Source organism: Microbulbifer thermotolerans (assembly GCF_001617625.1).
GTDB lineage: Bacteria > Pseudomonadota > Gammaproteobacteria > Pseudomonadales > Cellvibrionaceae > Microbulbifer > Microbulbifer thermotolerans.
Genome location: NZ_CP014864.1, coordinates 2,377,882 through 2,390,214, shown reverse-complemented (window position 1 = coordinate 2,390,214; position 12,333 = coordinate 2,377,882). Strand labels below are relative to the sequence as shown.

Sequence of the window (12,333 nt, the reverse complement as noted above, 5' to 3'; positions counted from 1 at the left end):
AATGGCTTAGCCTGGACACGGGTTGGATAATCCGTGTGTCTTTCGGCAGTGAGATCCTTAAGGTAGAATCACTTACTGATTGAACACCGGTTTGCGCTTCTCCAGAAAGGCACTGAGCCCTTCCTTGGCGTCCGCTGTTTCATAGAGTGAATCCGCCAGTTCGGATTCCAGAGCCAAGGCCCGATCCAGTGGCAGCGAGCACCCTTCCCGCAATGCGCGTTTAATTGCGGTGGATGCGCGACCAGGACCTTGTGCCAGCTCTTCGGCAAAGTTCTGTGTGCCTTCGCGCAATCCCGTACGGCTGTAGAGGCCGTCCAGCAGGCCAAGCTCGTTTGCTTGCGCCACACCGAAAGTATCACCGGTAAGCAGTATTTCTAGTGCGGCTCGGAATCCGATGCGGCGCAAAAGCCTTTGTGTACCGCCGTTTCCAGGGATCAGGCCTAGCTTGATTTCCGGTAAACCGAAGCGGTAATCGCCCTCCGATGCGAATATAAAGTCACACGCCAATGCGATTTCCAGTCCGCCTCCCAAGCAGTGGCCTGCGATCTGAGCGATATAAATTTTGCTGCTGTTCTCGATCGCTAACGCATTGGTTCTTGCCTGTGAGACAAGGGCAAGATTTTCCTGCACTGTGTTGTTTGCAAATACCTTGATGTCGGCTCCCGCACAGAAAAATTTTTCAAGGGCGCTTTCGATAATTACAACCCGTATTGCGTCATTTTTTTCCAGGGTATCTACAGCATCGCCAATTTCGCGTAAAAACGCTTCATAATATGCGTTCGCGGGCGGAAGGTTCAGGGTGATACGCGCCACTCCAGTGGGTGATGTCTGTATCGATATAGCGTTATGCGTTCTGTTCTCTCTCATTGTAGGCCCCGTTATTATTGATCTCGTTTTGAATGGCTGCTTGGTTTTGCCCGAGTTTAGGCGCTGGTTTGCTGCCCCAGAGCCGTTCGTCATCGATGCGAATTGGACAACGACTTGTGATGATTTCAGTGCCCTTCTGCATTGGTAGAGACTGCAACATATCGAGCTGAATAAATCCCTGGTGATCCAAGAGTTGGTCCCAGTTGAGAACCTCGGCACACCAGATATCTTCGGGTTCCAGCTTTGATAGCCAGTAGGCGGTTGGTTGCGTCGGCAGGTGATCTGCGAGAATTGCCTTTATCGCGTCGCGTTCACTGTAGGCCATTGAGGGGTTGGTGTACGGCAGTAATGCGGGACAGTCCAGTAGCCTGGCCAGGTCCTTTATCTGCCCCATGGAGAGTGCAATGTAGCCGTCACTGGTTCGGTAAAAACCATAAGCACCAGCGACCAGCGTATGGGCGCCATTTACTTTTGCGCGCTCGATTTTCTGGCTTGGGTCGTGGAGCAGTATGGTCAGGGGTTCAAACTGGAAGTCGAGCATGGCTTCCAGCATACTGATTTCTACATAAGCGCCTTCTCCGGAAAGTTCGCGGGCAAAAAGCGCGGCGAGAATGCCTTGTACCAAGAGCGCGCCAGTGAAGATATCCGCAACGGGTACTCCCATGGCAACGGGGCCATCGTTTGCGCTGCCGGAAAGCCATGTGATACCGGATAGCGCTTGCAGAAGCAGGTCTTGCCCCGGTCGGTTTTTCCACGGCCCCTCTTTTCCGTAGCCGGTGATTTCCCCATAGACGATACGCGGATTGATGGCTTTAACGGAGTCGTAGTTCAATTCCAGCCGGTCCATAACGCCGGGGCGAAAGTTGCTGATAATGACGTCCGCTTTGCGTATGAGTGCGTGGATATTCTGCCGCTGTGCGGCGTCTTTCAGGTCGGCACAGAAACTTTCTTTGTCCCTATTAATGGCGTGAAATAGTGTGGATTCGCCTTCAATAGTGCAGTCGGACAGGTACAGTTTGCGGCAGTCATCGCCTCCGTCCGGTCGTTCGATTTTTATGACTCTCGCCCCCAAGTCAGCCAGTCTGAGTGCCGCGGATGGGCCCGAGAGGTACTGGGAAAAGTCCAGAACCAGACAGCCGTCCAAGGGTTTACTCGGGAAACTCATTGCAATTCCTCTAGAATGCTTGCTGTATCGGCGCCCAGTGTCGGGGCCGCCCTGGGACTTGACAGTGTTCTTCCATTGATGCGAATCGGACACCGGGTTGTGGTGACGTTGACGGGACTTCCAGTGCCGTTGTTACTTTCGCGGCTCACTGTCAGTGGGATTGACAGTGCTTTAAACGCGGGGTGTTGCAGGAGCTGGTCGTAGTTCAGAACTTCTGAGGCCCACAGGTGATGGCTGTTCATTCGCTCTAGCCAGTGGGCGGTGGTGTTTGTTTTCAGGTGCTCTGCCAGTTTCTTTTTTATCTGGTCGCGTTTAACAAAGGCTTCACTTATGGATACATTAAGCTCGGGCAGTGCCAGGGCTTCGGACAGTTGCCCGGGTTCGCCCATCGAAATAGCGATCCAGTGATCCCGGGTCTGATATATACCGTAAGGAGCTCCGAGCAGTGCGTGTGCATTGGCAATTTCGCTGCGGCTGGGTATTTGGCGGCCATTGTTGAGGTAAGTTGTAAGGCCTTCAAACTGCAGATCAATCATGCTTTCAAGCAGGCTGACTTGCACTTTGGCTCCGATATTTTTTTTCTTGCGCCGGATCAGTGCCGAGAGAATGCCTTGGGCAAGATGGGTGCCGCATAGCATGTCCGCGATGGCCAGTCCTAGGGGAACCGGGTCCTGATTTTTATTGCCACTTAGCCAGCCAATTCCGGAGACGGCTTGTGCGAGGAGGTCTTGACCGGGTTTATGCGCCCAGGGGCCCTTGTCTCCGTAGCCACTGACTTCGCCGTATATAATGCGCGGGTTTATGGATTGGACACCCTGGTAGTCCAACCCGATTTTTTCCATCACGCCGGGGCGGAAATTGTGTGTCAGGACATCTGCCTTTTGAATCAGTTTGCGTACTGTGGCGAGATCTTCACTGTCTTTCAGGTTTGCGCAGAAAGACTCTTTATTCCGGTTTATGGTATGAAAGAGCAGGCTGTCGCCATCGACGGTCAGATCTTTAGTGGTCAGTTTTCTGCAGGCGTCGCCACTGCCGGGACGCTCTATTTTTATCACCCGCGCGCCGAGATCCGCCAAACGCAGGCCCGCATAGGGGCCTGCCAGGTATTGGCTGAATTCAAGGACAGTGATTCCTTTAAGTGGTAACAGCATTAATCAACCTTGCCGTGACTTTATATAGAGTTTATTGAGATCTTGAAGCAGTGCCTGTGCATCTCCGCCGTGCATGAGGTAGTCGCGAATGGGGGCACCGGCGTTGTCTTGGAAATACATATGCCCATGATAGCGCGGGCGCAGGAAGGCGCGATCCAGCGTCGGCAGCGTATTGACAAAATAGTTGTTGGTCATTCGGTTGGCGGTTTCGTTGATCCAGGCGCGACGATGGCCCGGCTGTCCTCCATACTGGATGTAAAAGGAGGCCTGGAAGTCCGGATCTCCGGTAAACGCAACAAATTGTGCGGCTATTTCCGGGTGACGCGTGTGGGCGGAGATGGCGAGTCCGGTGCCACCCAGGGTGGTTTTCAGATGTTCACCATTGGGCCCTGCGGTCACGGTATCGCGAAACTCCAGGGTTTTGCGCGCGTAGCCCGGTTGGGCGTAGTTGGCGTATCCGTAGGCGAAGGGGCAGTAGGCGAAGTCGTCAGTTAAGGTCATCGCCTCGTAAACTTTGATCGGATTCCAGTCAAAACAGCGCCTATCCAGCTGATCTGATAGTGCTTTCAGCATGGCCAGCGCTTCGACTCCTACTGAATTGCTCACCACTTCTTCTTCTCTTGTGCACGGGTCTTCGCCCATCGCGGAACACAGCATGTAGAAATTCATGAGGGTGTCCTGGGGAATACTGGGTACCGCGACCAGCCCACGCTCCGCCAGGGACATCAGGTCTTCCCAGGTTTTCGGTTCGTCGACGCCGGCTTTTTGCAGCAGATCGGGACGCAGAGAGGCAACGGGAGTGGCGGCATCCAATGCCAGTGCCCACTGTTGTCCGTCGTAGTGGTAAGAGTTGTGGGATTCACCCACCGCATTGTCTGCCTGGTCTTGGAGAAATTCCCGCGGCAGATGTTCGTCCAGCGGCAGGATGACTTTTTCCTTGGCCGCAAAGCCCGTCCAGGGGTGGTCGATCACCAGCAGGTCGTAGCGGGCGGCCAGGTCATCGATAGGATGATCGGCAAACGCCTGTAGTGAGCGCTTGTCCCAGCGAATGCTGATATTGGGATTCAGTTCTTCAAATCGCTGCGCTGCCGCTACCAAAGGGGTATAGCCGCGCGTGTGGTCCCAGGTCATGCCGTGCAGGGTGATTTTCTTGCTATCGGAGCTGCTCATAAGTCTCTCTTGGGAAGCAGTGGCGGGCATTGGTTTGCTCCGCAGTTTGACGGCTCATCAGGATATTTTTATATATGAATTATTGATTCAAGTATAAAAATCGTTTTTCGGCGCTGTCAACCTGTGCTTAAATGCGCTTTTGCGCGAGCTGAGCGCCGGTTTGCCGGCAGGGCGTGGAATTGGGGGGGAGCTTTGTCCAGCAAGATCAAAAAATATGCGGTGCCTGCGTTGGACAAGGCACTGGAAATCCTGGAGTTTCTGGCGGCGGAGTCGCTGCCACTGTCGCAGTCGGAGATTGCACAGGGCATTGGCCGTACGAGCAGTGAGATATACAGGGTGTTGGTGGGACTCGAGGCGCGGGGTTATCTGCTGCGGGATGATGTTTCCGGCAAGTACCGGATGTCTCTCAAGCTGCTGGAGCTGACCCGAACGCTTTCACCGGTCTCGCAGCTGCGCTTCGCCGCGCAGCCGGAGATGGAGTTCCTGGCGGCCCGGCTGGGCCAGTCCTGTCACTTGAGTGTGATTCACCAGGGACAGTTGATGGTGATATTGCAGGTGCAGAGTCCCGGCCCAGTGTCTCTTTCGTTCAACGAGGGGACGCTATTTCCGCTTCTACAAACGGTGTCTGGAAGGGTGTTGCTGGCAAATTGTGCCAGTGACCGCAGGGCCAGGCTGTTGCAGGTGCTGCCCGAGCCGTCACAGAGAGCGGCGCAGGAGGAGGCGTTGCTGGCAGTTCGGGAAGCGGGCTATGAGCTGTGCAACAGTGAATTGACCGATGGAGTAACCGATTGTGCCGCGTTGGTGGGGCGCCCCGATGGCGAGACCATTGCCGCGTTGGCGGTTTCGAGTTTGACTTCGGTGCTGGGAAAGCAGTTGGGGCGCGAAGAGCTGGTGTGCGCAGTGCGGGATTCCGCCGCCAAAATCAGTACGGCGCTGGGGTTGTAAGCCGAGTTTTGCAATTGGGATCGGAGAAAAGAGGTGCCCGGCTACTGGAACCGGGCAGATAGAGAAGGGGGCTGCATTCAGTCTCCGAGTGCCCGGACGCGCCTGGCCGCTTCCACCATGATTCGCGCCTTGTCCGCCACTTGGCTGGCGGTGTCACCTGCGGCGTAGATGTTGGAGCCCAGGCCGAAACCCCGGGCGCCGGCCTTCCAGTAGGTTTCCATATTGGCGTCGGTTATTCCCCCCACGGCGAGGGTGAGTATCTCTTTCGATACGACGGCGCCCAGGGATTCCAGGTACTGTGGCGGGAAGTCGGCAACGGGGAACATTTTGAGTACCTTGGCGCCGGCTTTGAGAGCGCGGAAGGCTTCGGTAGGGGTCAGGCAGCCCGGCACTGATACCAGGCCTCTCGACAGGGTTTCAGAGATGACTTCTGGATCACAATTTGGTGAAACAATGATCTCTCCGCCTGCATTTTGTACACTTTCCACCTGTTCTGGCGCCAGAACGGTGCCTGCGCCGCAGATGGTGGGCGCGTCGTACCCGTCCATAATCTTTGCCAGGCGTTCGATGCTCCTGAGGGGCTCTACCGGGGAGTTGAGAGGGACCTCGATAGCGCGGACACCCGCCTCCAGTAGAGTGTTGGCCACTATATCGATTTCATCCGGGGTGACGCCGCGGATAATGGCGATCAGGGGGCAGGCCTCAAGTGCTTGATGGAAGCGCTGATTCCGCATGGCTTTATCCTGTTTCTCGTTCTTAAATTGCAATCAGTGGGAAAAAGTATAAAGGGTGGGGAGTTGATCTGTATACAGTAAATTGTTAACAAAATTGGAGTGAGGTTGTATGATGGGTGGAATTACGCGGTGCCCTGTCTGCAACATCAGCCAAGAGCACCAATAACAATAAATGTCGAGGTGCGATCCGATGAGAGAGTTCCAGCTGAACGCCTTTAAGTTTGCTGCCATAGTGGCGTTTGGTGGTTTCATTTTTGGTCTTGATGCCGCTCTGATCTCCGGTACCGTTCGTTTTATTACCGCCGAGTTTGCGCTTTCCGATCTTCAGGTGGGTACCGTTGTCAGTGCCCCCGGTTTTGGGGTGATCTTCGCCCTGATGGTCACGGGACGTATCTGTGACGCCTGGGGACGCAAGATCGCTTTGTTGATTATCGCTTCGCTCTATCTTCTTTCCGCGGTTGCGTCGGTGCTGGCCCCTAATTTCGAGATGCTGGTGGTGGCGCGGTTTTTGGGTGGCCTAGCGTTTACATCACTGTCTCTCGCTTCCATGTATATCGGCGAGATTGCCCCGCCGGAAATGCGCGGAAAGCTGGTTTCGGTAAATCAGATTACCACCGTGGTGGGGCTATCTGCCGCCTATTTTGCCAATTACCTGATTTTGATGGCATCCAATGCGGATGCGGCCTGGGTGACAGCGCTGGGGATTGACCGTTTCACTTGGCGCTGGATGTTGGGTGTGGAGGTGCTACCCGCGCTTGTCTGGCTGTTGATGCTGCTGGCCATCCCGGAAAGCCCCCGCTGGCTTGTGTTAAAAGGGCGCCTGCATGATGCCCGCGGGGTGTTGACCCGCCTGCTGCCGGAAGGGCAGATAGAAGGGCAGATTCGCGAGATTCAGGCAAGCGCCGCGTCGGCGCCTGTCGGTTCCTTTCGCCAGCAGGTGGCAGAGGTATTCAAGCCGCGTCTGCGCACGGCTTTTTGGGTGGGGCTGGTGATCGCTGTTGCCCAACCGATCACCGGTATCAATGCCATCATGTTCTACGCACCCACCGTATTTGAGCAGGTGGGGATTGGTACTGATGCCGCCTTTCTACAGGCGGTGGTAGTGGGCGTGATCAGCGTATTGTTCACGGCTCTGGCGCTGCTGTTGATTGATCGGGTTGGTCGTCGCCCGCTGGTATTGTTCGGGCTTGCCTGGGGTGGTGCCAGTCTGTTTCTGTGCAGTTGGGCTTTCTCCCACGCGTCCTATGCACTGAGTGCTGCGTCTTTGCAGTCTCTGACGGCGGCGGGTATCGATATATCCGGTCTGCAAACTTTGGTAGGTACAGTGTTTGCGGATGATGTTGCGTTTAAACAGGCGATGTACCAAGTGCTCGGTGAAGCAGTTGCGCGGGCCAATGAAGGCATCCTTATCCAGGAGGCGATAAATATCGATGCCACTTTGGTGCTCGGGGGCATCATGTGTTTTATCGCCTCGTTCAATATGTCTATCGGCCCGGTTATGTGGGTGCTCTTTTCCGAGATTTTTCCCACCCGCGTGCGCGGCATCGCAATTCCCTTCTTTGCGTTGATCGTGAGCACCGTCAGCTATTTCGTGCAGCAGTTTTTCCCGTGGCAGTTGAACAATATGGGTGCGACGGAGATTTTCCTCTTTTACGCCGTCTGCATCACTGTATGTTTGGCGTTGTTGTTCTATCTGTTGCCGGAAACCAAGAATAAATCCATCGAAGAGATAGAGGCTTCCCTGGTGCGGGCTTGAGCCCGTGCCCTGAAGTGGATTGTGAAAAAGTGAGATGTCTCGATGTTGAGAGTGGGTCTGGAACAGAAAGTTGTAGTGGTAACCGGTGCCGCAGCGGGAATCGGCTGGGGCATTGCCCGGGTGTGCGCAGAGTGGGGCGCCACGGTCGTATTGGCGGATATCAATGACGCCAGTGGCCGTGCGGAAAGCTTGTGCGCACAGGGGACAGAAAGTATTTATCTGCCGCTGGATGTGTCAGATGCCGGTGCCATTGAACCATTTATGGAGGAAGTTGCCGGCAGGTTCGGCCGAATTGACGGGCTGGTGAATAATGCCGGCGTGACAATAGAGGGGGATTTTCTCGATTTTGACCTGGGGAATCTCGAGCGCCTCTGGCAAGTGAATCAGCGCTCCGTATTCCTGATGTGTCAGGCCGCCGCGCGCCGAATGGAACCTGGGTCCGCGATCGTGAATATTGCGTCCAACCATGCAGGTGCCAGTGTGGCGGGTTATGAAATGTATGCCGCCACCAAGGGGGCTATTGTGGCCATGACGCGCGCCATGGCCTGGAGTCTTGGCGATAGGGGGATCCGCGTTAATAGCCTATGTCCCGGATTGACCAAAACAGAGGCGGTGGCCAAGGTTGCGGAAGAAAACCCTTCTCTGGCGAAATCTTTCAATAAGATGCATGCGGATAATCAATACAACACGGTAGAAGAGGTGGGCTATATTTCCGCATTCCTCTTGTCCGGTTGTTCCGGCGCCCTGACGGGTTCCAACATCACCGCTGACCATGGGCTCAGCGCCAGTTTGTGTCCCACTGACGATTTGAAGTAAGTGGCCTGAAACCGCACGAAATAGAAAGCTGACCGATGAAAATATCTGACATCAAGGCGTACCCTGTATGGGTGGGGCACAGAAATCTGTGCCTGGTAAAAGTAGAGACCGACGAGGGAATCTACGGTTGGGGGGAGTCCGGTCTCTCCAGTCGTGAGTTGGCGGTGGCAGGAGCAGTAAAGCATTTCCGGGAGTTTTTGCTGGGGCGCGACGCGCGCAATATTGGAGCGCTGTGGCAGGAAATGTACCGCAGTCAGTATTTCGAAGGTGGGCGGGTATTAACCGCGGCGATTTCCGCAATCGATATCGCCTTGTGGGACATCGCTGGTAAGGCACTGAATGTGCCGACTTATCAACTGTTAGGTGGAAAACAGCGGGATGTCATTCCTCTATTCGTGACTTCCACAAAACCCATGGGTAGTGCGTTGTTGGATGATATCCGCGCACTGGCTGATCAAGGGTGGGAGGTGATTCGGGCCACAACAGGCGAGCACGGTTCTGCAGTTCAGCCCACCACTTTCGATGTACGCCGTTCCATTGCCGCCACCTCAGGCAGTCTGAGGGAAATTCGGCAAGAGCTGGGTGAAGCGACAGTTTTGGGGATCGATTATCACCACCGCTTGTCGGTGGCGGAGGCCGCAAGCTTCTGCCAGAAGCTTGGTGAAGGCGTGCTGGATTTTATCGAAGAGCCGATCCGAGATCAGTCTCCTTCCGCATACCAGGGATTGCGGCGCATGGTCGATGTTCCCTTTGCCATCGGCGAAGAGTTCGCCAGTAAATGGGACTTTATGCCTTATATTGAGCAGGACATCACCAATTTTGCCCGCATTGATGTCTGCAATGTTGGGGGGCTGACAGAAGCTATGAAAGTCGCCGCCATGGCCGAGTCTCACTATATCGATATTATGCCGCATGACCCTCTGGGGCCGATCTGTACCGCAGCCACAATACAAATGTGTGCGGCGGTACCGAATCTCTCCTGGTGCGAAATAGCACCTTACGACAGTGATACCTCTGACCACGATAAGTTTTTTATCAATCGTCCCAAAGAAGTCAACCGGGCATATCCCGTAGGTGATGCGCCAGGTCTCGGTATTGACGTGAATGAAGCGTTGATCGCGGAACAATCATTCAAGTACTGGGAAGCGCCGCGCCTGTATAAACCGGATGGCAGCTATACCAACTGGTAGACAAAATATAGAAAAATGGTAAAAAAAATGAAATCAACGTCTATGAGTTTGCATACATTTGCACCTTTGGCTGTATCCCGTTCAAGCAGGTCTTTTGTCTTTGCAGCGTTATTCAGTCTGACCGCGTGTGGCGGTGCCTCCGATCCATCTGTACCGAAGGTGCAAGCCGCTTCTACATCCGGGCAGTTATCTGAAGATTTAGTGCTCGAAGATTTTGACAAGACGGCTATTCCCGCAACTGTAAAAGTCAATAATGGCGCAGTCTCACTGGTAGATAGTGCGCGAGGGGATAAAGCACTGCTGGTTAAGTTGGATCTCAAGGAAAACAACAGTGCAGCACTTGTGATTGCACCAGAAGAACCTTGGGACTGGAGTGAATTTTCCGGTTTCAATCTGGCTTTTGATGTGGCCAATAAGGGCACTGAATCAGTGCAAATAGACGTCACAATGACGGACAAAAACGGAGACTCCTATACCCGGGGCATGGTGGTTCCGGCGGACGGTGTTTGGCGTACATACTATGCCAAACTGCACGGACACGATCAGCAGGATCCAGACAGTGCGGCCAAAAATGAATTCAATTTCTCTTCGGGATTGCGTTCCAACCCTCCAACATGGCAATCCGATGACGTTATGCTCCACTCTTTTTGGGGGAAAAAGTTACTGGATTTAAGTGGTATAACAAAAATTTCCTTCGGCTCAGATGGGAGTCTTAGCAATCGTCAGTACACGATCGATAACATCCGTCTGCGTGCCAATCCGGAGATGGATAAAAATTTCCTGACTGGTCTGTTGGATAAGTACGGGCAGAATGCCAAAGTGGACTACGAGGGCAAAATTCACTCGGACGAAGAACTAAGGGCCGTTGTAGCGGAAGAGCTGGCGGGGCTTTCAGGAAAACTTAATGAGGGGCGCTCCAAGTACAGCGGATGGAAGGATGGTCCCCGTTTTAAATCCACTGGCTACTTCCGTACGCAAAAGGTAAACGGAAAGTGGGCGCTAATTGATCCGGAAGGCTATCTATATTTTTCTACTGGTATCGATATTATCCGTCTTTCGAATTCATCAACAATTACTGGCTACGACTACGATCAGGCACTGATTCCCGCGCGCAGCGATGATGAAGTTATAGCCGAAGACGATCAGCCGCTGAATCGTGTGAATGAAAAAGCCTGGGCCACCCGGCATTTGGTTTCGGAGACCCGTGCGAAAATGTTCACCTGGCTGCCCGACTATAATGACCCTCTGGGCAACCACTACGGTTATCGCCGTGAAACCCAGTCTGGCCCACTCAAACACGGCGAGACATTCAGCTTCTATAGCGCCAACCTTGAGCGCCGCTATGGAGAGAGTTACCCGGAATCCTATCTGGATACTTGGCGCAAGGTGACAGTTGATCGCATGCTGGACTGGGGGTTCACTTCTCTCGGTAACTGGGCCGACGCGTCTTTTTACCAGGAGGAGAGGATTCCTTTCGTCGCCTTCGCGGATATTATCGGTGACTTCGGAACCCTTTCCAGCGGTTTTGATTTTTGGCATCCGGTGCCAGACCCCTTTGATCCTAGATTTTACCAGCGCGCCCTTGTCGCGGCCGAATCCGTCAATCAGCAGATTAACGGCAGCCCGTGGTGTATGGGGGTGTTCTTCGATAATGAGCAAAGCTTCGGCCGGCTGGAGTCCGATGAACTGCACTACGGTATAGTCATCAACGCCTTGTCGAGAGATGCAGCGGATACACCGGCCAAAAGCGCTTTTACCGAAATTTTAAAGAAAAAATATGGTTCAATTGAGGCCTTGAATAAGGCTTGGAACAAACAGGTTGCGTCCTGGGAGGCATTTGCAGCGGGCATGGATTCCAGTATCAGTACGGATGCGCAGTTGGAAGACTACGCCAGCCTGCTGTTTGCATATGGAGACCAGTATTTTGGCACTATCAACCGGGCCATGAAATCCATTATGCCAAATCACCTTTACCTCGGTTCCCGGCTGCCCAGCTGGGGAATGCCGGATGAGATCGTAAAGGCCGCGGCCAAGAACGTCGATATTATCAGTTACAACTTGTACGAAGAAGGTCTGGTGCCGTCCAAGTGGGAGTTTCTTGCTGAAATAGACAAACCCAGCCTGATCGGTGAATTCAGCTTCGGTGCTGATGATCAGGGACATTTCCACCCGGGCATTGTTATTTCGGCGGATCAAAAAGACCGCGGTCGTATGTTTAGGAACTATATGTACTCCTTTATCGACAATCCGTACTTCGTCGGTGTACACATGTTCCAATATATGGATTCCCCGATAACTGGCCGTGCCTATGACGGTGAGAACTATGCCAATGGGTTTGTTTCCGTAACCGACGTACCTTACATAGAGCTGGTCAAAGCGGCCAAAGAAGTCAATGGCAGTCTCTATAAGCGCCGGTATGGTGATGTACAGTTGCGCGCTCGCTCCGCTAGCGAAAGGGGCTCTGATTAATTCAGGGGCCACTGATGTCTTCACACGGGAGCTGCAGTGGACTTCGGGCGCTCAGTCCATGAGATGAGCG

At 53.9% G+C, this 12,333-nt stretch carries 10 protein-coding genes; 5 read left to right on the top strand and 5 right to left on the bottom strand.

Annotated elements, in window-relative coordinates; genetic code table 11:
- Positions 1 to 72: 72 nt before the first annotated feature.
- Genes A3224_RS10125 through A3224_RS10110 form a run of 4 tightly spaced genes read right to left on the bottom strand, consistent with a single transcriptional unit; the run spans position 73 to position 4,353 of the window.
- Positions 73 to 867 carry an enoyl-CoA hydratase/isomerase family protein gene (locus A3224_RS10125; protein WP_067154048.1) on the bottom strand — a complete coding sequence of 265 codons (795 nt, stop codon included), beginning with the start codon at positions 865 to 867 and terminating at the stop codon, positions 73 to 75.
- The gene (locus tag A3224_RS10120) at positions 845 to 2,032 is read right to left on the bottom strand and encodes a CaiB/BaiF CoA transferase family protein (protein ID WP_067154045.1); all 1,188 of its coding nucleotides are present in this window, start codon (positions 2,030 to 2,032) and stop codon (positions 845 to 847) included. Before A3224_RS10120 ends, A3224_RS10125 begins: the two co-directional genes overlap by 23 nt.
- Positions 2,029 to 3,183 (bottom strand): CaiB/BaiF CoA transferase family protein, encoded by a 1,155-nt coding sequence (locus A3224_RS10115; RefSeq protein WP_067154042.1) that lies wholly within the window; start codon positions 3,181 to 3,183, stop codon positions 2,029 to 2,031. Before A3224_RS10115 ends, A3224_RS10120 begins: the two co-directional genes overlap by 4 nt.
- Before the next feature lie 3 nt (positions 3,184 to 3,186).
- A complete protein-coding gene (locus A3224_RS10110; protein ID WP_067154039.1) occupies positions 3,187 to 4,353 on the bottom strand; it encodes an ABC transporter substrate-binding protein in 1,167 nt (388 codons plus the stop codon).
- A gap of 192 nt (positions 4,354 to 4,545) precedes the next feature.
- Here A3224_RS10110 and A3224_RS10105 point away from each other — a divergent pair, with 192 nt between their 5' ends.
- Positions 4,546 to 5,298, top strand: a complete 753-nt coding sequence (locus A3224_RS10105; RefSeq protein ID WP_067154036.1) for an IclR family transcriptional regulator — start codon at positions 4,546 to 4,548, stop codon at positions 5,296 to 5,298.
- Positions 5,299 to 5,375: 77 nt separating this feature from the next.
- Here the strand turns inward: A3224_RS10105 and A3224_RS10100 are convergent, their stop codons facing one another.
- Complete coding sequence (locus A3224_RS10100) at positions 5,376 to 6,032, bottom strand: 2-dehydro-3-deoxy-6-phosphogalactonate aldolase (RefSeq protein ID WP_067154034.1); 657 nt, start codon at positions 6,030 to 6,032, stop codon at positions 5,376 to 5,378.
- 190 nt (positions 6,033 to 6,222) lie between these two features.
- Here A3224_RS10100 and A3224_RS10095 point away from each other — a divergent pair, with 190 nt between their 5' ends.
- The 4 genes from A3224_RS10095 to A3224_RS10080 are packed head-to-tail and all read left to right on the top strand — an operon-like array spanning position 6,223 to position 12,263.
- Positions 6,223 to 7,788 carry an MFS transporter gene (locus A3224_RS10095; RefSeq protein WP_067154031.1) on the top strand — a complete coding sequence of 522 codons (1,566 nt, stop codon included), beginning with the start codon at positions 6,223 to 6,225 and terminating at the stop codon, positions 7,786 to 7,788.
- Between the two features lie 42 nt (positions 7,789 to 7,830).
- On the top strand, positions 7,831 to 8,604 hold the full coding sequence (locus tag A3224_RS10090) for an SDR family NAD(P)-dependent oxidoreductase (protein ID WP_067154028.1): 774 nt from the start codon (positions 7,831 to 7,833) through the stop codon (positions 8,602 to 8,604).
- 35 nt (positions 8,605 to 8,639) lie between these two features.
- Positions 8,640 to 9,794, top strand: coding sequence for a mandelate racemase/muconate lactonizing enzyme family protein (locus A3224_RS10085; RefSeq protein WP_067154025.1), 1,155 nt, complete (start codon positions 8,640 to 8,642; stop codon positions 9,792 to 9,794).
- 15 nt (positions 9,795 to 9,809) lie between these two features.
- Positions 9,810 to 12,263, top strand: a complete 2,454-nt coding sequence (locus A3224_RS10080; RefSeq protein WP_231902351.1) for an agarase — start codon at positions 9,810 to 9,812, stop codon at positions 12,261 to 12,263.
- Positions 12,264 to 12,333: the final 70 nt, after the last annotated feature.

Bases quoted from the DNA above. Each gene is read 5' to 3' on its own strand.
- A3224_RS10115 (WP_067154042.1), bottom strand. From the start codon at position 3,183: ATGCTGTTACCACTTAAAGGAATCACTGTCCTTGAATTCAGCCAATAC.
- A3224_RS10110 (WP_067154039.1), bottom strand. From the start codon at position 4,353: ATGAGCAGCTCCGATAGCAAGAAAATCACCCTGCACGGCATGACCTGG.
- A3224_RS10080 (WP_231902351.1), top strand. From the start codon at position 9,810: ATGGTAAAAAAAATGAAATCAACGTCTATGAGTTTGCATACATTTGCA.
- A3224_RS10095 (WP_067154031.1), top strand. From the start codon at position 6,223: ATGAGAGAGTTCCAGCTGAACGCCTTTAAGTTTGCTGCCATAGTGGCG.
- A3224_RS10125 (WP_067154048.1), bottom strand. From the start codon at position 867: ATGAGAGAGAACAGAACGCATAACGCTATATCGATACAGACATCACCC.
- A3224_RS10100 (WP_067154034.1), bottom strand. From the start codon at position 6,032: ATGCGGAATCAGCGCTTCCATCAAGCACTTGAGGCCTGCCCCCTGATC.
- A3224_RS10090 (WP_067154028.1), top strand. From the start codon at position 7,831: ATGTTGAGAGTGGGTCTGGAACAGAAAGTTGTAGTGGTAACCGGTGCC.
- A3224_RS10120 (WP_067154045.1), bottom strand. From the start codon at position 2,032: ATGAGTTTCCCGAGTAAACCCTTGGACGGCTGTCTGGTTCTGGACTTT.
- A3224_RS10085 (WP_067154025.1), top strand. From the start codon at position 8,640: ATGAAAATATCTGACATCAAGGCGTACCCTGTATGGGTGGGGCACAGA.